Raw genomic sequence first — 20630 nt, 5'->3', positions numbered from 1 at the left:
ACCTTCCCTAAACTCTCCAGTACGTACTATTCCCTCTTACTAAAAGCTCTCAAAATCATATGTAGTGATTCTTGCACCCGCTCTCTAAGCGGAAATGCGTATTCACTAATCCGCCATTTCATACAAACCTCACGAAAGTATCCCCAAATTATGATGGCAAGTTGCTCGCTGTCCACATGAGGGGCGATTTCATTCTTTTGAATAGCTTCATCAATAAGTCCACTCATAAAATGGGTCCGATCCATGATGATCGTGTCGATTTTCTCTCGAAGTTCCATTTCATTGCGAAATACTTCATGTATTTGTGTTATTGCAGTTATCGCAGAGTAGTTCTCGTAGTAGGTAGCATATGTATTCAAACAATAATGAATGGATTCGGTTGGAGTTAGTTTCTTTAAAGCTACTGTGGCAAAAACATCGGAGTCATATTTAGAGAAGAAATCTAGTACCGCTAGCAGAAGCTCGTTTTTAGATTTGTAATGACGAAATATAGCTGCTTCTGTAACACCCTGCTGAGAAGCTACCTTACGAATGGATAAGTTACTAATACCAACGTCGTTTATGACCTCAATCGCCGATAACACAAGCCCCTCTTTCGTATGAATGAGTGTTTTCCCCATAAATTCATTCGCTCCCAAATGTTAGTAAACACTTACTTACATGCGAAGTATACTCCAGAGTCTACTGAAAAAGTACTAGTCACTTAGAATATTATGGGAACAATTTGTGAATTTTCGGGAATTATGGTTGGTTTTTAGTTCTGAAGATGTGTAATTATAGGCTATTTTGCGTTTTTTCACTCGGGTATTTTGTCGAAATCACAAAGAACAGGGCAGGCACATTAGCATGTTGAGTTCTAGCGATAATTAACCCGACAAATGTGAAAAAGGTATAGTATTAACAATGAATATGCTGAAGAATAGAGGATTTTAGCTATTGATGTTGAAAATTTTAAATACGAGGTTGTTGATTAGTGTGACTATCAGGAGGGGCAATATGCTACAAAGAGATAACAGCAAAAGAATCAATCGATCCGCTACAATAGGCTTGGAGTCCTATGAAGGAATCGACCTAGAGCCTATAAATAAGCGTAGCTTCAATCCACTCTGGGGTTCTACGAGAATTGCCGGGATTTATTTCATAGTTGGGTGTTTATGGATTCTCTTTACAGATAAAGCCGTAACCGCTTTTACTAAAAACTCAGAGCTCATTGTCCGGATTAATATGTTCAAGGGCTGGTTTTTTGTTTTTATGACAGCTCTCATTATCTTCAGTCTTATTCTAAGAACCCTTAAACAAATTAAGAGAACAGAAGAAAAGCTCGGAGTCGCCTATAAGGACTTGATGCGTACCTATGAAAACCTGGAATCTGCCTACGAGGAAATAACAGCTACGGAGGAGGAACTCCGACAACAGTACGACCATCTAAGTGATAATCAACGCAAGCTTACGGAGAACGAAGAAAAGATGCACCATCTGGCCTATCATGATTTACTGACGGGCCTGCCCAACAAGCTGGCCTTATATGAGAATGCATCCCAATTTATCCGTACCGACTCTAGCGGTCATGCAGCCTTGCTGTTTGTAGATATCGATAACTTTAAATATATCAACGATACCATGGGTCACGGGTTTGGAGACCGGCTCATTGTAAAAGCAAGTCAAAGATTGATTTCCATCGTGGGGGAAGAGGGCGTGGTTTACCGCTTCGGGGGCGATGAATTCATCATTCTTCTATATCCATTAAGTGGTGCAGCCAGTATAAAACTTATGGCAGGCCGAATTCTCAGCGGATTTAAAAAAGCAGTTGAAATGGATAACAGTCTACTACATATCAGTGCCAGTATTGGAATCAGTGTTTACCCGGAGCATGGCAATGATATTATGGAGCTGGTCAAACGGGCAGACATCGCTATGTACAAGGCGAAGGATGCGGGAAAGGGCAAATACGTTATATTTGACCAACCCCTAAATGACGACTTCAGCGAGAGAATGAATATTGAGAAGCAGCTGTATGCCGCCATGGAACAACAGGAGTTCGAGCTCTATTATCAACCCCAAGTTGACTTGGCGCAGAATAAAATTACCGGGCTGGAAGCTCTTTTGCGCTGGAATAGTCCTGTGCTGGGTTATGTCTCTCCCCTCAAATTCATCAAGGTTGCTGAGGATTCCCATATCATCATTCCTTTGGGAGCCTGGGTTCTGCAAAAAGCCTGTGATTTCCTAAAAAAACTGCATGGGCAGGGCTTTACGGAGCTAACCATGTCCGTCAATATTTCAATGCTTCAGCTGCTGCAGACCGATTTCAATGAACTGGTAGTGGATACCCTGCAGGCCTCTGGACTGGAGCCTCATTATCTGGAATTAGAGATCACTGAATCTGTTCTGGTGGAATCCTACGACTACGTTAGCGATAAATTGAAGCAGCTAAGAGATCTTAATATTAAAATTGCTCTGGACGACTTTGGAACAGGCTATTCTTCCTTAAGCTACCTGACCCACTTACCAATTTCTACTCTGAAAATAGACAAGTCCTTCATTGATACGATTCGAACAGGCACCAACCAATCTACATTGGTAGAGGAAATCATCCTGATCGGCAAACGGATGAGCATGAGTGTGGTTGCAGAAGGTGTGGAGAAGACGGGACAGCTGGAGTATTTACAGGAGCAAGGTTGCGACAAAATTCAAGGCTACTTATTTAGCAGGCCGTTAGCAGCAGACGCCATTGTAGAGCTATTGGCAGGCCAGGCTGAAGTTTAAATTTGATAAGCTTCTTTTTTTATATGGTAGAATGTAAATAAGTTGGTCTATTACTTTTTGTTGGGAAAAACTATACATAATAGAGTGTCGCTAGTCGGCCTATCAGAGTGACATTCTTAACGTAAGAGGGTGTAGTCTATTGGATCTAGTGGTGTGGATTGATCTTATTTTGTTTCTACTTTTATTCGCTTTATTTATTTACGTTTTCGCTTCAGTCACTATTACCAATCTGCACAAGGTCTACCTGGTCTTTCACTTTTCCATGATGCTGTGGCCTTTCTGTCAATTCGCTTTAAAAACAACAGAAAACCCCATGTTTCAGTTATTTTACGTGAAGCTTGCATTTATCGATTCCTCTATGTTGGCTACGGGATGGCTTCTCTTCACCATTTTTCTGACAGGGAGATCAAAGTTTCTGCGAATAAAATCGTCTTTATTACTCTTCATTCCTTCGGTCGTTTTATCCCTTGGTGTGATAACCAATCCGCATGATTGGTTTGTTCTTCCCGTGGACGGCGGATACATCCAGAGAACCTACGGCCCTATTTTTTGGTGCATTGTTATCGTCATGATAATCTATATTGTTATTTCGTTCTACATCATCTATTTAACTTTAGTATCCGGTAGCTCGCAACGTATCAAGAAGCAGGTGCAACAAGTGTTTAAAGGGATTTTAGTAATGACAACGTTTGTAATAATGGATATATTTCTTAATGTTATTTTAGATTCGTATCTGCCGGTCATCCCGGGTTTAACATCTCTTGGTATTTTATTATCTGCAGTCTTTTTTGTGATTTCCATTCATCGGGATAAGGTTCTAGATATTGTGACTATTGCCCATCAGGATATCATTGACACCATTGCGCTTGGGATTCTGGTGCTCGATGAGGGTGAAACCGTTGTGGAGATCAATCAATCCTTATCTCCTTATTTGAACCTCCGTATAGGTGATGCTTTTGATATGTCAGTCATTTTTACCAAAGAACATTCTGACAATAGAACGGATAACTTCCTTGAGACTTACAAAAACAGTCCCTTGGAGAACATTGAAATCGAATGGCTGCAAACGAATATCCAGAGATATATCAAAGTTGACGCGGCACCTATCATGGTTAGAGGTGTAATGGTGGGTCGTATCATTACGTTCCAAGATATGACTGAGCTTCGCAGTCTCTTTGATGAGACGACTCTTCAGAACGATATTCTACAGGAGCGTAACCAAATGTTAATCGGGATACAGAATGAGCTTTTCCAAACCAACCGAAAGCTCAAGCAAATGGCTATTACCGACAGCTTAACAGGGTGTTATAATCGTCATTATTTAACACAGCAGTTAGAGCATGAGGTGATGAAGAATAGGAAGAGTCAGACACCGTTTGCCATATTTCTGTTAGATATCGATTTTTTCAAACTGGTGAATGACAACTACGGACACTTAGCTGGTGATGAAGTCATCTGCAGCACCGTGGAGACTATCAAACAAACCCTGAGGGAAGATGACATTTTGGCTCGCTACGGCGGTGAGGAATTCATCGTGTATCTGCCTAATACGACTTCATCCGAAGCACTCCCCTTGGCTGAACGCATCAAGGCCAGAGTTGAAGTGAACAAAGTGATTGTTGAGAACGCCGACCACCCCGTATCTGTCACCGTAAGTATGGGACTACTCTCCATAAATAAGGACTTTAGAACAGAACATACGGACAGTCCCAAAACCTATTTAAATGATTTGTTTGAATCCGTAGATAAAGCCTTGTATCAAGCCAAAAAAGAAGGCCGGAACCAGATCGTCAGCATTCTAAGATAATCGCCTCAACTAATAGACAAGAAGCCCGTGAGAAAATTCTCATGGGCTTTCTTTATCAACAACTATCATGTTATTTAATGGCAATATATATCTTCACTTCGGTATTGGACGGATCAAGATCTCGGGAATCATAGACCTCAAAATCCCCCGTGTAACTCCGTTCTTCCTCTTGCGGTTGGTTGAAATATTCCCAAATCACTCCCCATGCTTCAGCAACCACTTCGAAGCCCGGTCCTTTTCTTGTGGTAAATACCATATAGGTGCTCTCTGGAACGACAGCGCGTTTCAACTGGGTTTTCGCTTGGACTCCATTGTTATTTAGCTCATGCCCGATAAGAACCGTGTAGGCTCCGGTGGCATCACTTTCATAGTCCGTATAAAGCGCATAGATCAGATGAGGATCAACAACTTCAGGCTGAGCCCCGATATTTTTCTGAAAATAGTCCTCCCAAAGCTGTGGCAAACGCCCGTTTGAACCCATTTCCTCGGTATTTGTTGTACGTGTGCTAATACCTGATAACGTCATCATTTGCTTCATCACAATAAGCTTAGTCATAGTCGCCCTCATTTCCCTCGATTTGATCCTATTGTACCTTGGGGAAGTAGACAGCTCTCTGTCAGGTTCGAATTTGGAAGATGCTGTTGTAAAAGCTGAAAAGGTAGAAGCAACGCCTTATACTATTTAATCTTTTAACAAGAGTCCAGTGAACTGCACACCACCTTAGAGGTGGGAGCTTCTTGGTCAATAGAGCTACTGCTCCAAGTTTACCCAAGCATATAGGCTAGTCCCTAACCCGGTAAGTGCAATTTACATTGCTAGTTTCAACAAGTTCTGCGCAGCGTTAATGTCTCTGTCATGTTGGGAGTTACATTCTGGACAAGTCCACTCACGGACACCTAACTTCTTAGTCTCAGCGTTTTTATATCCACAACATGAACATAATTGGCTGCTTGCGTAATGCTTGGGAGCAATAATTACATCCCTGCCATACCATAACGCTTTGTATTCGATCATGGATCTAAACATCGCCCACGACACTTCGGAAATGGCTTTAGCTAATTTGTGATTCTGCATCATGTTTTTTACACGCAAGTCTTCCATGACGATCACTTGGTTATCGTTAATCATGTCGGAAGAAGCTTTGTGTAAAAAGTCTTTACGCTGGTTAGCTATTTTTTCATGCATATTGGCAACTTTAACTTTTGCTTTGTTGCGATTATTCGAACCTTTTTTCTTGCGTGATAACGAGCGTTGTAACTTCGCTAATCTCCTTTCAGATTTTCTTAGATGCTTTGGATTGTCAATAACATCTCCATCAGAAGTGATTGCGAATGATTTAAGTCCAAGATCGACTCCGATTTTTTTATCTAATTTTGGGAGTTGGGCCATTTCTGTTTCAACCAGTACGGAAGCAAAGTATTTTCCTGATGGCGTTTTGGATACGGTGCAAGATTTGATTAACCCCGTGAATTGACGATGTAGCTTAATCCTGATTTTTGTCTTCAGCTTGGGAATTTTGATATGGCCATCTTCAATGGCTATGGTTCCGTTTTGATTATTTGTTGTGAAGCTATGGTTGTTCGTCTTCTTGCTTTTGAATTTAGGGAAGCCAACGTTCTTATCACGGAAAAAGTTCTTATAGGCTTTGTCTAGGTGGAGTTGCGCATTTGCCAAAGCCAAACTATCCACTTCTTTAAGCCATTCAAACTCTTTTTTGTACGGGGCGGGAGTATTGCCCAGCATCTTTCCGGTTTGCTTATAGTATTCGATTTTATCCGCAAGCATCCTATTGAAGATAAACCGAACGCAGCCGAATACTTTTGCTAAATATTGTTGTTGCTCGTGGCTTGGATAGATGCGATATTTGTAGGCTTTCAGCAAGTTTTCACCTCATTTCTTACCTTGAGTTTCAATATACTTTTTGATTACATCAATAGGCGCTCCACCCGTAGTTATTAGGCAAAAACTTCTCGACCAGAAATACTCCTTCCACAGTTGTTTACGAATATCTGGGAATTCCTTCTTGATAAGTCGAGAGGAAGCACTTTTATAAGCGTTGAGGAATTTGGAAATGTCGGTATTGGGATGTGTCTTCATAAGAACGTGCACATGATCCTTGTCATGATTCCATTCTTGGAGGGTGATATTGTAATTGGGCTGAATATACTCGAATATCTCCTTCAGCCTATTCGATACTTCATCGCCTATTACATTTCTACGATACTTCACGACTAGAATAAGATGAAAATGAAGTGAGAACACTGAATGGTTATTAGAGTCTAACTCCATTAATAACACAACCTTTTATGTAATATGACTGAATACTTCTAATGTATCGTTTTAAGTTGGATTAGTCAAAGAAGGAAGACCGTTGCCATTCATCCCACCACTTTTGAACTGGGGGAATTCTGACAATCAATTGTTAAACATGGATTCTAATTTTCAACATATCGTTTCAATAGAAAGAAGTCGTACGGGTTATCCGTACGACTTCTTTCTATTTATTACTTACACCAACCATTCACTTGATTACAAATTACCAATCCAGATCACGGTTTACCCTTCTATTTCACTAAATTCAACACTTCGGAAGGTGACAGGGCCCCTTCATAAATCCGTAACTCATCGATCAAACCCTTGTAAGGGATATCCCACCAGTTCACACCCAGACTGAAGCTGGCATCCGTAGTTGTGAAGAGATTCGGGAAATTGGTGCCTGTAAACTTCTCTGCGCCGTTGACGTACACCTTAATTACCCCGTTATCCACAGAGAACGCCAGATGAGTCCATTCTCCAGGTCTAATGGTCAGGCCTGTAGCCGCATCATACCAGCGGGCGCTGCCGGACCACAGCATCGTTTCATCGGCTATCGGTCCTTTAGGAACGAGACTTAACCAGTTGTTGGTGTCTCTTGCACCAAAGAAAGTTGTCGTGAAGTTCGTTAATTCCTCAGGCTTCAACCATATAGCTACCGAATAGGTATTGCTCGAGATTAGCCCATTTGGCAACCGAACCCCTGAAGCTCCATTAAATACGGATGCTTTGCCGCTCTTCCCTTCCACGTAAGTGATAGTGCCTCCTGTATTGTCAATCCGGTTTCCAGTCACAGCACCGGCACCGAAATGACCCGTACCTTCATTTAAGTTGTCCTCAAACGAATATTGCGCCATTAACCCTGCACTTTTATAAGGAAGCACAGTAATGATAAATAATTTGGTCTCGGTCACACTGCCTTTGGTTATCGTCGCCGTAAGTGTAGCCGTTACCTTCTCGGCACCTGCCTCAGGACGAGTAATGATACCTGTATCGGTGACTACACTGGCATTCGAGCTTTTCCAGGTAATCGTAGTATGTGACGTGCCCTCGGTAGGGAGTGTAAGATTAGAGATTATATTGCCGGTATCTCCCAGTCTAAGATCGGCGGCAACATCAGCCACGACCTCCGTATCTGTTTTACCCTGTGTTTGACTCCCCCAGATGGATACTCCTTCGTGAGACAGCGCTGTAAATATCATTACATACCGCTCTGAGGTTGGATCCCAAAGACGTACAAACACACCCTTATAGGTGATTCCACCTACGGTAATTACCGCTTGGTTCTTGCCACTCTTTTCCCACGTTCCTGTTGCATCACCGGATATAGTAGCATCCTTATTCAATCGAATATTTACAGAATTTCTAATTACAGCGGAGTTGTCTTTAACATGGCGAATGAATTTATACTCACCCACCAAATCCTGTGTGTTCACCTTATCCAATGTTTCCCCAGCATATCTATAAGGGGCCACTACAGGCCAACCGTCCGAATTCATAAACATTTGATGAACCCGAACCTCATGCATCTCACCCGTTAGCGGGAAGCGTGAATGGAAGATCAGGAACTGTTGGCCTGTCGCAGGATCTATATAAACGGAGTTATGTCCTGGCGAGACATAGCCCGTACCGATACCTGTACCAGGGTCACCTACTTTTCTGTCAAAAAGAAAATTGCCCATCAGTTTGTTACCGTACAGTGCATTATCCGTATTTGCGGGCAGGACTGCATTTTGTCCTTGTGCATCCAAATAAGGGCCATCTGGGGACTTCGATCGGAACTGTCTCATGTTATAACCGCCGTCTGCACCTAACCCTCCATAGGTTACATATAAGTAGTAATAGTCCGTATTCTTATCGTATCTGATGTACGGGCCCTCACCTGATTTATAATATCCACCGGAAATTTTGGTTCCAAAATACCGGTCAATCAGTCTGCCATCCGCCGTTGTTCCATCTTTCCCAGGATAGATGGCTTCTCCATTAGACTTATCGATCTCAAGCACGAAGATTCCGCCGGACCAGGATCCGTAAGTCATCCACAGCTTGCCGTTCTTATCATAAAACAGCGTGGAGTCGATCGCGTTGGGAAACATCTCATTGTTAAAAGATCCATTGGCATTGAACCATTCAGGTCTTGCGCCAGCCACCGTACCGTTATCCACCAGCTTTTGAATATTCGTATTCGTCCATTTCTTGTTTATTACGCTGTTGTTGTCATAAGCTGCTTCTTTGGTAAAACCAGAATATATAAGAGTGTCCCCGTAGGTGTAGGGTCCCTCAATCTTGCTGGCTACTGCGAATCCAATGTCGGAACGCATATACGTTGAGGAGGCGCTGTAATACATCATGTAAGCACCCTTGGACCCATCTTTATTAATGTAGTCCTTATTCCAGAATACATCTGGAGCCCACACGGAGAATCCGCCTTTGCTATCGGAGTCATTCTCTCCCGCCCAAGCAAAAGACCCCGCCAGGTTCTTCGAAAGATCCCCGAAAATCACATTGCCGGGTGTAGTATACCCATTCGTGAATCGCGTCCAGTTCATTAAGTCCGTTGACTTGGCAGCCTCAATGTGGGAGCCAAATACATAGAACGTATCTCCCTCTTTTACAATCGAAGGGTCATGAACCGATACATTTTGGAAGACCGGAGGTTCTCCCTGGTGATCCTGATAAGGCTTATTGCTATTACTATTATTAGGTTGGCCCGCTGATTTATCTCCATTTTTACCAAGAACCGTACTAGGAAGCAATAAGACCAGAACCAATATAAAAAGTGTTAAATTACGCACCGTACGTTTATCCATTCAAGTGCACCTCTCTCATCTTCAATTGTTGAAAGCGTAATCAATTAATTGAAAGCGGAACCAAAATGTTAACTAAAAGTGCCTTTTTTTGTTTTTCTAATCCTTTTTGCCTCCTTTATTGAAAAAAATAAATTTATTTCAGACATAACAAAACAACGGACGCATAAACGCTGCAACCTATATTAATTATAAACATATTTTTCTGATTTAAAACACTAATTCATAAATAATTTCAAACCTAAACTATAATCTGCATAAATGTAGTGGTTTTCTCCATAATAAAAGAGGACGACTTACAGAATGGAGGTACCCAACCATGCTTGAGAATCTTGAAAGTAACTACGACTGTGCACATGCTAGCGAAGATCTTCACCAGCTGAAGCAGGAGCTCGAAGACCTCAATAGTCAGGAGCCAAAGGATCCGGCAATGCAAGAGAATATTAATCGTCTTGAGAATCAAATCTCCTTCATCCTCAACAAATGTGACATCAACCACCAGTCCGTATACGATTGAATATTAAAACAGGCTCCCGCTGATTAGGCGGAGAGCCTGTTTGCTATGAACTATTGGGTTAAAGCCTTTCGATTGACAGCCTCTATCTGATTCATGAGTTTACTCGAATTCTGGAGAACGGCTGTATTTTTTCTTGATCTCATTAGCCCCAAAGGCCGCGGATGTATAAACGATTGCCAATATCATCCAAAATCAGTATAATTAATAAAAAATTAGTTCTCTTGAAAAGAAACTTAAGGGCCATGCTTCTCTGGCGATGCCAGCGACAACCCCGCTATTTATAGCGAGGTTGTTTTTTTATTTTCAATTGAAAGTGGAGGGATGGATATGACCAAAGGTAAGCAAACAGGGGAAACCAGGGTAATCCTAACAAAGGAGAATCTGATCAAGCAGTTGGAGGACTGTGGATTAGCGGAGGGGCAAACGATATCTGTACATACCTCATTAAAAAACCTGGGCTTTGTTGTAGGGGGAGCCGAAACACTGGTGAGGTCACTTCTGGAGCTTGTAGGTAAAGAGGGGACCCTAATGATGCCTTCTCAAACATGGAAAAACCTCGACCCCTCCACCGGAGTACACTGGGAAGAACCTGCGGAATGGTGGCCCATTATTCGTGAACACTGGCCTGCCTATGACAAGGAAATCACACCGGCAATTGGCATGGGTGTTGTAGCAGAAATGTTTAGAAAGTGGCCAGGTGCACAAAGATCCGATCACCCGGCAAGATCTATAGCTGCTGTAGGGAAACACGCTTAATACATAACTCAAGAGCATGATCTAAGTAATATTTTTGGAAAAAACTCCCCTGTAGATAAGTTGTATGAATTAGATGGATATGTGCTGTTGATCGGAGTCGGTTATGAGAAAAACACAGTATTGCATCTAGCAGAGACCAGAGCCAACTTCCCTAGCAAACGTTTTGCTGATGAAAGCAGTGCCATGTTCGTGAATGGAAAGAGAGAATGGGTCACCTATAAGACTCAAGCAGTCGATGATGGGGATTTCATTAAATTAGGGAACGAATATGACAGTTTAACTAATCTTCAAATTCATAAAGTGGGAAATGCAGAGGTACGATTCATAAAGGTTAGGCCTCTAATTGATTGGACTGTTGAATGGATGGACAAGAATAGGATCTAATTCTTAGAGTAAACACAATATAAAACAAAAATGACCCGTAAGAGTCACCTTTTTCAAGGTTCCACCTTACGGGTCATATGAAGTACATTTACAGTTAAGATTTTTAATTGGATGCAGAAGCTGGCTCTACGATTGTATTTTGATCCAAAGTAACGGCAGTCTGTGACAATAATCTGCCATTTATAGAGGCATTAGTCCCTACGGTGATGGCTTTCTTACCAAGAACTATACCCTCAAAGTGAGCACTCGTTTCAATGGCCATTGTATCAGCAACCTGCCAAAAAATATTTTCCGCCTTTGCTCCACCGGATAGAATAATCTTAGTAGCGCTTGCCTGTGTTAGTCCACCAGCGATCTGAAAGATCCAGACATCGTTGGGTCCACCATTGAGAGTAACATCTGTACCTGAATTTATCAGGACATCCGTACCCCACTTATAGACGCCAGGCACAAGAGTTTTCCCGCTGATATTTCCACTATATAACTCTGTAAAATTAGAGGCACGTCCTGCAGCATCCGTATACGCAGTTTCCATGTTGCTTACTGCTGTCGTTAGGTTACTAGCGGTAGGAGATGCATAATCAGGTGCGAATACTTGTCCGATAACCTGTGTAGAGGTAGAAAAGGGAGCTCCACTACCTAACGTTAGAGCAAATCCAGTTATCGCAGTCGCCGCGATTGGGCTAACTCCTATATTTCCAGTGATCATGGAGCCTGGATTGTTAGAAACTCCTGCTTTTGCTAATATCACAAAGTTACCAGATGCTCCAAGGTCAACAGGTCTGCCTATGGCTACTGTTAATGTTCCCACAGGTGAATTTGATACTTTTGTGGAATCCACTGAATCAATCAAGAACAATTGGTAGTCACCAAATGTTGTCGGAGCTACAATTGTAGATGTTGTTCCATTTCCTACGAGTTTCGTCATGTTAGCTGCCTCGGCAAATACAGTTGTATTTGCAGGAGCAAGCCATGCTGTAATGCCACTTGCAGGAGCAGGAATTGTGATGTTCGCTCCAGCTACTACGGTTGATTTCGCTGTAACTGTAACCATATAGGTTTGTGTTGTACCATTTTCTGCTGTTACCGTATAGGTCACTCCACTTATAAAGTTCTGAATGGCTCCTGAGTTAGGCACTATACTTATTCCTGTGCTTAGGATACTGGGAGTCAATGTTGTTACATTTGTCCCAAATGGAACTGTCAGAGCAATGGTCTTTGTTTCCTCGTTTATTACGCCACCAACAGTAGGCATAAGTCCAGCAAAGTCAAAACTAGTTATTGCTTTAGTATTACTATAACTCTGTGTTGGTGATGTCGGTGTCGGTGTGGGCGTAGGTGTTGGTGTTGGAATTGGTGTTGTAACGGCAGGCTTTCCATCCACTGTTGCACTTATTCCAGCAGCTACATTTATTGTTGTAGGTGTTTGTTGAACACTAGCACCCGACACATTAAATTGGGCTTTATCTAGGGTCCCTTTTCCAAGTATAGAGACTACAGCATCCAAAGTAAGTGACCCCACATTCGCTGTATTCCCTAGATTTACAGAAGATCCTGTAGATGTTGCATTCATGTTCAATGTTTTGACAGACCCCGTTGGGATGTCCATCGTTATATTATTTGAATTCACGTTTACCGCTTCAAAGCTTCCACTCAACTTCGCTTTGGATCCATCTGGCATGATTTCAGATAAGGTTACATTTTTAAATCCTTCACCTGTCAACTTCGTTTCTTCTAATGTGCTGCTAGATTGCAGGATGACTTCTCCAACAATCGTAGATCCAGAAGCCACCATTCGGACAGCGCCGTTTGTTTTATTGACGATTACACTACCAAGAACAGAGTCTTCAAAGAAAATACTGTTCTCACCGCCGCCATTCACGGTTGTTTTCCCTAATACAGTGACTTTCTTAAGAAATACATCACCCTGTCCTATACTTTCAGCCAATAACAGATCTCCTGTGATCGTCATATTTTGAAGGGTTACATCCTTAGCAGAGATAACCACATTACCTTCGATTACCTGAACTCCAGTTAATGGACCATAGGTTCCCGCCTTATCATATGTGGTCGTATTAATGCTTGGAGTCTTGGATTTTAATGCTCTATCCAGAAGAACAACTGCTTCTGCCCGGGTCACAGATTGCTCAGGACGGAAGGTTCCGTCTGGATAACCGCCCATGATTCCGCGATCTTTAACAGCTCCTATAGCACTCTTACTCCATGCGGGGCTGTCTTTTGCATCCATATACGAGTTGGCTGATGTAGAGCTTCCCAACCCTAGTAAATTCGAGACTATAACCGCTACTTCTTGGCGGCTAATTTCTGTTCTGGGTCTGAATGTACCATCCTCATATCCATTGATGTATCCTGCCGCCTTAGCCTTTGACATATCGGCATAAGCCCAATCCGTCTTGACTACATCTGTAAATTGAATGGGTCCAAGCTGCTTAAACGAAAAGGATCTATTTACAAATGCAGTAAGTTCCTGACGAGTCACCTTGGCTTCAGGTCTGAATGTACCATCTTCATATCCAGTTATAAAACCCTCATTAAGCCAATTATTAATAACAGCTTCAGCCCAGTGGCCTTTCACGTCATTAGTGCTAGCTGCAGATACGAATCCGAATGATGAAAAAATTAAACATAAGGATACGATCCACACAAGTGCTCTCTTACTATTTCTACTATACATAAACAGCAACTCCTCGTTAAATCTATATGGAACATAAAAAAAGAGCATGTTCATAAAAATAAGCGGAGATTGGAAGGTTCCGACTTCGTGCTCGTTACCGAAGAAATCCATCTTCGAAAACTTTGGAGCCACTTGAAATATGTATTACCGAACTTATTGTGCGGTAATAACACAATTTTCAAGGCTGCCCTTAAAACACTAGTTCATCACTTCACATTCTTCGCCTTTTTTGACACACACACTCTATTACTCTATATTAACCAAAGATTCTCAGTTTGAATCTTGTATAAATGGACACTCTGCTTATTACAATTACTATATTCTGCCCAACTTATCGGAATTCCTAACAAAATATAAGTTGCGAATCAAGTTACCCTCAACAAGCATAAGTGCTACGGTCTGGATGATTTCGCCTGAACGGAACACCAGTCCTGTTTGCCCATTGATCTCCCTCATTTCCATAACCATGCCATCATTCTGGGGTGCCTTACGAACAAGACCAAGCAGAAAACGCAAGACCCGATCCCGTGATTCCACAGGATGAACAGCAGCGAACGCCTTGCCCCCTCCATCAGAGATCAACACGACATCTTCTGCAAGCATAGATACAACCGAATTCACATCTCCCCGTTCAAGAGCCGAAAGGAAGCGACTCACCCAAACTTCACCCGCCGCTTCAGCTTGAATAGGCTCTTCAAGAGTAATCCCCATTTTCCCTCTCGCACGGCTGAACAGCTTGCGGCAATTCGCTTCACTTTTACCAACGAGCCCGGCAATCTCCAAGTATTCAAAGCCCAAAGCCTCACGAAGCACGAATACCGACCGTTCTGCAGGAGACAGCCTTTCGAGTAATACGAGCATAGCGTAAGACAACAGCTGACCGCGAACAACCATCTCAAGCGAATCATCCCCTTCCGTACAAATAGGCTCGGGGAGCCATTCACCGTAATACTGTTCACGTTGCTTGCGAGCCGATTTCAGCAAATCCAAGCTGCGGTTCGTTACCATTTTGCACAGGTAGGCCTTCGGTTCAATTAAACGCTCCTGCTGTACATCATACAGCTTCAAGAATACATCCTGCAGGACATCCTCTGCATCGGAGGCGGACCCCGTCAACTGATAGGCAAGAGTAAAAAGTAGCGCTCTGTACTGCTCATACAACTCTTGCATCTCATCACTTCCGTTCTTATCCAAATCCTACGTTTGCATTATTTTATCAAACTTGCAGAGTCCCATGTAAATTTTCTCAATTTGGAGCCCAACCTTCCCGTAAAAATAATATCTACCCCCCACTTATGTGTCCACGCCATCCCGATCCCCGGTCCTAAGCCAAAACAGAAAAAGTCCATAAACCCCTTATGTGTAGGTGCGGAGCGCCCCGTAATATCCGCTAATATTACCTTTCCCAGCCTTGCGGCCTGAGCTATTGCTTCCTTACAGGTCTTTCCGTCCACCCGTCCGCTAACCGGGTCAACGACCCGCGCACAATCCCCAATACTGTATATACCCTGGGTTCCCTGCACTCGGTAGCTTGCATCTATGACAACATATCCTTCCGAATCGACAGGCAGACCGATGCTTTGCAGCAAAGGATGGGGTAACAACCCAAGCGTCCAGATACACATACCTACAGATATCGTCTCACCGCTAGACAAGGTCAATGTCCCCAATTCCTCCTGCACCACCTTGCTCCCGTGCGAGAGGGTCACCCCATTAGAATGAAGTGAGTCTTCCAATCTAACCCCTACTTTGGCCGGACCTTCCGGAAATAGCCTCGGGTTAGCATTGAATAAGGTAATCTTTGCTTCGCCCGGATCCAGTCCCAGAGCTTCAGCATCTTCACGCACATAATGCGCCAATTCGGCAGAGGTTTCGATGCCGCTAATCCCTGCTCCTGCAACCGCAATGCTCATTAATTTCTTACGTTCATGTACATTGGTTTCCCCAACTGCCTTCTTCAAATTAGCCCGCCACGCCTCTCGGATCTTCCTCGCATGATCTATACTCGCCAATGCCATTCCCCCCTGCCATGGTTCCGGTTGCCGCAAAACGCTGCCCAAAGCTACAACAAGAATGTCATAGTTCATTCGATGCTCAGCTCCTGCGGCATCCTCATACCGCAGATTTTTTTCTGTCGATTCAATATAGGTAACAGCACCCTGAATGAGCTCGACTCCTTCGGGAAACAGGTCGGTCAGCGGGACCGTAATATCTTCGTCTCCGACTGCGGGTCTAAAAAGCAGTACTTTTCGAAGGTGATAAGGGTTCTTATCCATTAGAATCAGTCGAACGGTTCGTTTATCTTCTTCACTCTTAAATGATTTCCGGATGGCTTGAACCGCATGAATACCGGCATAACCCCCCCCAATGACCAAGCATGTCAACTCTCCCATGGCAAACACTCCTTATGGTTTTGCATATAAAACGAGTTAAGGGGTACTTTTGTGACAGAATCAAGGATATGCAGAAGGTTGCTGAGTAACAGCGGGAGCAAACTAGGATTTTGAAGTTTTTTGTCGAATTAGTAAGTATTACAACGGTTATGTAAAGGAGGAGAAGTGATGTGGGACTGGCTGAAATCACCAAAGACATCAGCGATCAGACAAGAGCCGAATAACCAACCTATTGAGACGAACAAGATGAAATCCTCAAAGGATAAGGTCATCGTGATTACCGGAATGAGCGGCTCCGGACGCAAGAATACAGCCAAACAACTAAGCCTATTGCTCGGGATTCCCTACGTATACCCGTATACTACTCGCACCATCCGTCCGCAAGAACGAAACGGAGAGCATTACCACTTTATCTCTGACGGTGAATTCCAGGCCATGCTGGAACGAAAGGATTTTTTTCAGACGGTGCATTTGGAAAGAGGCAATTATGGAATCTCGGAGTTTGAGCTGTTCAGAGCCTTGGAGTTACGTAATGCTGCTATCGTCGTCGTAAATCATGATGGGGTTCAAGCGTTTCGCCAAAAATTCGGGGATGCTGCCATTCGAATCTTTCTGTATGTTACAAAGGATGATATCCGCCTTCGCTTAGAGCGGGAAGCCGTTCCGTCCGGTATTGTGGAAGAATATTTGGGGAATTATACGGAGCAAGTAATCTATAAGAAAGAATCGGAGTATCTGCTCCAAAACCTTGATTCGGATACCACCCTCTTGAAGATTAAAGAATTTTTGCAGGATAAGATATGAGATAGGTACTCACCCTATTGAAGAAGTACTCTATCTCATGTTCTCTATTCGTGCCTATCTAGGAAATCTGCGCTACAATTTTACCCTGCACATGCTTCTCTGACAACCGCTTCAACCCATAAGGAATTTCATCTAAAGAAATAACCTGCTTTACCAGAGGATCTATCTTCTTCTCTAACATCAGAGATAAGAAGTGCTCCATCATCACGGGTAGATCCTCTTCTTCCTTCCGATTGCCGGAACCATGTGCACCGCCAAGCATCAGCTTATGAATGGTGAAGGTCTTGGTAGAGGGTTGAAAATCTGCTACCGTCTCAGGAGCACCGGCGATACAAGCTAGCTGACCTCCAAAGGAGAGAATGGACAAGTCTTTTTGGGCTGTAGCCCGGTTAACCGAGTTAAGGATAAGATCAACGCCTTGCCCGTCAGTCACGGACATCACTCTGGCATATACCTCCTCCGTATTGTAGTCAATCACGATATCGGCTCCTAGCCCCCGGACGTATTCCTCATTTTGAGGAGATGCAGTCGTTATAATTGTAGAAGCACCGCACAGCTTAGCCAGCTGAATAGCATAACCGCCAACTCCGCCGCTGCCGGCATGGATGAGAATGGACTGCCCCGGTCTCATATGCATTTTACGCAGGATGGCTTGATAAGCGGTTAATCCGGCACACGGAAATGCCGCAGCGTCTTCAAAGGAAATTCCGTCTGGAATAGCCGCGACAGTATGAGCCGTAGTTATGCTATATTCCGCAAAGCCGCCGGGTTTTGTGAAATCACCGTGATAAACGACCCGATCCCCGATATACCATTGCGAGACTCCCTCGCCCACTTCGTCCACAACCCCGGCAACATCAACACCTGGAATAAATGGATACTCCCAGCGAGGATGACCGTTCATGGCCAGCTTATAATCAACCGGATTAAGGCCCACGGCATGAACACGAACACGTATCTCACCTGCCTTCGGCTTCGGAATCGGTTGATCAGACACAACAGTTAAAGTATCCGGTGCTCCTGGCTTTGTGAGTACTACTGCTTTCATAATAGTCATTCTAACGGCTCCTATTCTTATTAGTACTTATTGTTATTTTAACATAACAAATACTAGAGGCGGATCTTTGCTTGAATACCTAAAAGACCTCTCTGAGATCCAGAAAGGTCTTTATAGCAACCATTATATTGATTCTGACTCCCACCTAGCTATTTCCTCGCGAACGCGCGGCGCCACTTCGGTCCCGAGCAGCTCAATGGCCCTCATTACATCCTCATGGGGCATAGTGCCGAGCGGAACATGCAGGAAGAAGCGGGTAATCCCTACATTTTTGCGAAGATGAATGATTTTTTGCGCAACGGTCTCAGGATCGCCTACGTACAGCGCCCCTTCCAAGCTGCGAGCGGCATCGTAAGTGGAGCGGTTGTAATGCCCCCAGCCCCGCTCCCGCCCAATTACATTCATACTGGCCTGTGTGGAGGGAAAGAACCGATCAGCCGCAAGCTGGGTATCCTCTGCAATGAAACCGTGTGAATGAGAGGCAACCGTCAGTAGGGATGCATCATGACCTGCTTGCTCGGCAGCTTTTTTATAGAGCTGGACGAGGTGTGCGAATTGGGTTGGGCTCCCACCTATTATGGCTAGAACCAGAGGCAGCCCGAGCAGGCCTGCCCGAATCACAGATTCCCTATTCCCCCCGCTGCCAATCCACACCGGCAATGGATTCTGAACCGGGCGTGGATAGACACCCAGTTTGTTAATGGCCGGTCGATGCCCGCCCTCCCAGGTTACTTTCTCAGACTCCCGCAGCTTCAATAGCAGCTCCAGCTTCTCATCAAACAATTCATCATAATCATCCAAATCATACCCGAACAGCGGGAAAGATTCGATAAAAGAACCGCGGCCCGCCATAATCTCTGCACGACCGTTCGAAATCCCGTCAAGCGTAGCAAAGTCCTGAAACACACGAACCGGGTCCGCAGAAGAAAGTACCGTTACTGCACTTGTAAGTCTTATCCGTTTCGTCTGTGATGCAGCTGCAGCCAACAGGACTGCAGGAGAGGATGCCGCATAATCTCTGCGATGATGCTCACCTACACCAAATACATCCAACCCCACCTGATCTGCGAGAACAATCTCCTCCACGACCTCACGCAAACGCTGCGCATGACTCATGGTCTTGCCGGTTTGGACGTCCGGTGTTGTTTCTACAAAAGTACTCACACCTATCTCCAAGATTTGTCCTCCTTCTCCGTTTTTGGTTAGCAGCTTCGTTAATCAGCCTCCACTTAAGCTTGCTCCTTACAGCAATACTTTAGTACAATTTCGGCAGCTTATCCAGTGTGATCGCGTAATCATGGTGGTAAGCTTTGTATAATTCCTCTTTCGTTGTCCATTCTTCTGTAGTACAGAAATCATTTGACCAAGTCATAAACCACAACCAAGGGACTTTGGTTTCAGACAGCTGCTGGATGCTAGGAATGACTCCAATTTCCCCAAGGGCAACCGGCTTAGGCGTAGGTGTAATTTGTACAAGCTCATCATATTCTTTGTTCAAATCCGTATGCTGGTACTTCGGCGGATACAAATCTCTGGAGATCACATCAGCTACGTCATCCCCTACATACCCCTCAGGCAGCGGTGAATTCCATACCCAAATGAGGTTGTTTAACTTGTGCACATTCGTATATCTATCATACATAATTCGGTACAGCTGTTTAGCAACTTCAGGCCCCTTACTTCCCCACCAGAACCATGTGCCTTCCGACTCGTGGAAAGGACGCCATAGGATCGGAATATTTTTATCTTCGAATTGCTTCAAAATCCCAGCCATTACATCCATATCCGATAGCATGGCTTTATACTCCTCTGTACCCTCAATGATTGCCTGAGAAGCATCAAAGGTCGTGTTCTCCGCATAAAAGCCTTTATCCCGGCTGCCAAAAGGCGAGAACCAATGCCAGGTGAAGGTTGCCAATCCTTTTTGGTTCAGCACCCAATCCCATGCATTATCGAGTGTGTTTTTATTCTCCTCGACTTCTAACAGGCACGCCTCCGTGCTGTCCTCATAGTTAATATTAGGAGAATAAGCAAGAAGTTCAAATCCGCAAAGTGCCGGGAGCTTGCCGGTTACATCCTCAATATAGAGGAGCTCCTTTTGTACAGTGGTCTGTGTGTGCTGCCCCGTAATAATTCCTTTACCTGAAAGTTCGCTCAGATAATTCAAAACTGCCCGTACCTCGTCTGAGGCGTGTGGGTTACAAGGTGTTGCGTTGTTAACTATAGTCATTTTGAGCTCTCCTCTTTATTTTTGTTATTTTTGTTATAATTGTTATATACATGTGTTTAGATTAATGGGTCTAACCCATCAAGTCAATGTACATATTTCACAA

General features: G+C 43.8%; 15 protein-coding genes and 1 pseudogene. 5 read left to right on the top strand and 11 right to left on the bottom strand.

What is annotated here, in order from left to right; genetic code table 11:
• Positions 1 to 26 precede the first annotated feature (26 nt).
• Positions 27 to 620 carry a TetR/AcrR family transcriptional regulator gene (locus PWYN_RS12715; protein ID WP_036652165.1) on the bottom strand — a complete coding sequence of 198 codons (594 nt, stop codon included), beginning with the start codon at positions 618 to 620 and terminating at the stop codon, positions 27 to 29.
• 376 nt (positions 621 to 996) lie between these two features.
• Here PWYN_RS12715 and PWYN_RS12710 point away from each other — a divergent pair, with 376 nt between their 5' ends.
• On the top strand, positions 997 to 2763 hold the full coding sequence (locus PWYN_RS12710; protein WP_052087920.1) for a putative bifunctional diguanylate cyclase/phosphodiesterase: 1767 nt from the start codon (positions 997 to 999) through the stop codon (positions 2761 to 2763).
• A 148-nt stretch (positions 2764 to 2911) separates the two neighbouring features.
• Positions 2912 to 4570, top strand: coding sequence for a histidine kinase N-terminal 7TM domain-containing diguanylate cyclase (locus PWYN_RS12705; RefSeq protein WP_240479771.1), 1659 nt, complete (start codon positions 2912 to 2914; stop codon positions 4568 to 4570).
• Positions 4571 to 4640: 70 nt separating this feature from the next.
• On the opposite strand, the gene PWYN_RS12700 is transcribed toward PWYN_RS12705, so the two are convergent.
• The 4 genes from PWYN_RS12700 to PWYN_RS12685 form a co-directional block, all read right to left on the bottom strand.
• A complete protein-coding gene (locus PWYN_RS12700) occupies positions 4641 to 5126 on the bottom strand; it encodes a GyrI-like domain-containing protein (protein ID WP_036652160.1) in 486 nt (161 codons plus the stop codon).
• Positions 5127 to 5378: 252 nt separating this feature from the next.
• Positions 5379 to 6452 (bottom strand): IS200/IS605 family element RNA-guided endonuclease TnpB, encoded by a 1074-nt coding sequence (gene tnpB, locus PWYN_RS12695; RefSeq protein WP_036652156.1) that lies wholly within the window; start codon positions 6450 to 6452, stop codon positions 5379 to 5381.
• A 9-nt stretch (positions 6453 to 6461) separates the two neighbouring features.
• Positions 6462 to 6860 carry an IS200/IS605 family transposase gene (gene tnpA / locus PWYN_RS12690; protein WP_084146701.1) on the bottom strand — a complete coding sequence of 133 codons (399 nt, stop codon included), beginning with the start codon at positions 6858 to 6860 and terminating at the stop codon, positions 6462 to 6464.
• 275 nt (positions 6861 to 7135) lie between these two features.
• A complete protein-coding gene (locus PWYN_RS12685) occupies positions 7136 to 9694 on the bottom strand; it encodes a LamG-like jellyroll fold domain-containing protein (RefSeq protein ID WP_036652152.1) in 2559 nt (852 codons plus the stop codon).
• Between the two features lie 316 nt (positions 9695 to 10010).
• On the opposite strand from PWYN_RS12685, the gene PWYN_RS12680 reads away from it, so the two are divergent.
• Entirely contained in the window at positions 10011 to 10208 is a 198-nt protein-coding gene (locus tag PWYN_RS12680; protein WP_036652150.1) for a hypothetical protein, read from the top strand.
• A 321-nt stretch (positions 10209 to 10529) separates the two neighbouring features.
• Positions 10530 to 11348: pseudogene (locus tag PWYN_RS12675) on the top strand (AAC(3) family N-acetyltransferase).
• Between the two features lie 103 nt (positions 11349 to 11451).
• Here the strand turns inward: PWYN_RS12675 and PWYN_RS28695 are convergent.
• The 3 genes from PWYN_RS28695 to PWYN_RS12655 all read right to left on the bottom strand — a co-directional run bounded on the left by PWYN_RS28695 (position 11452) and on the right by PWYN_RS12655 (position 16436).
• The gene (locus tag PWYN_RS28695) at positions 11452 to 14043 is read right to left on the bottom strand and encodes an ice-binding family protein (RefSeq protein WP_169744109.1); all 2592 of its coding nucleotides are present in this window, start codon (positions 14041 to 14043) and stop codon (positions 11452 to 11454) included.
• A 315-nt stretch (positions 14044 to 14358) separates the two neighbouring features.
• Positions 14359 to 15213 carry an RNA polymerase sigma factor SigJ gene (gene sigJ / locus PWYN_RS12660; protein ID WP_036652148.1) on the bottom strand — a complete coding sequence of 285 codons (855 nt, stop codon included), beginning with the start codon at positions 15211 to 15213 and terminating at the stop codon, positions 14359 to 14361.
• A 38-nt stretch (positions 15214 to 15251) separates the two neighbouring features.
• Positions 15252 to 16436 carry an NAD(P)/FAD-dependent oxidoreductase gene (locus PWYN_RS12655; RefSeq protein WP_036652145.1) on the bottom strand — a complete coding sequence of 395 codons (1185 nt, stop codon included), beginning with the start codon at positions 16434 to 16436 and terminating at the stop codon, positions 15252 to 15254.
• Between the two features lie 168 nt (positions 16437 to 16604).
• Here PWYN_RS12655 and PWYN_RS12650 point away from each other — a divergent pair, with 168 nt between their 5' ends.
• The gene (locus PWYN_RS12650; protein ID WP_036652143.1) at positions 16605 to 17240 is read left to right on the top strand and encodes a guanylate kinase; all 636 of its coding nucleotides are present in this window, start codon (positions 16605 to 16607) and stop codon (positions 17238 to 17240) included.
• A gap of 58 nt (positions 17241 to 17298) precedes the next feature.
• Here the strand turns inward: PWYN_RS12650 and PWYN_RS12645 are convergent, their stop codons facing one another.
• The 3 genes from PWYN_RS12645 to PWYN_RS12635 all read right to left on the bottom strand — a co-directional run bounded on the left by PWYN_RS12645 (position 17299) and on the right by PWYN_RS12635 (position 20527).
• Positions 17299 to 18297, bottom strand: coding sequence for a zinc-binding dehydrogenase (locus PWYN_RS12645; RefSeq protein WP_240479727.1), 999 nt, complete (start codon positions 18295 to 18297; stop codon positions 17299 to 17301).
• Between the two features lie 123 nt (positions 18298 to 18420).
• Complete coding sequence (locus PWYN_RS12640) at positions 18421 to 19473, bottom strand: LLM class flavin-dependent oxidoreductase (protein WP_036652142.1); 1053 nt, start codon at positions 19471 to 19473, stop codon at positions 18421 to 18423.
• Between the two features lie 79 nt (positions 19474 to 19552).
• Entirely contained in the window at positions 19553 to 20527 is a 975-nt protein-coding gene (locus tag PWYN_RS12635; protein WP_036652139.1) for a glycosyl hydrolase, read from the bottom strand.
• Between the last annotated feature and the right edge of the window lie 103 nt (positions 20528 to 20630).

The organism is Paenibacillus wynnii (genome assembly GCF_000757885.1).
Lineage (GTDB): Bacteria > Bacillota > Bacilli > Paenibacillales > Paenibacillaceae > Paenibacillus_AQ > Paenibacillus_AQ wynnii.
The sequence above is the reverse complement of the archived record's forward strand: the minus strand, read 5'-3'. Positions and strand labels throughout refer to the sequence as shown.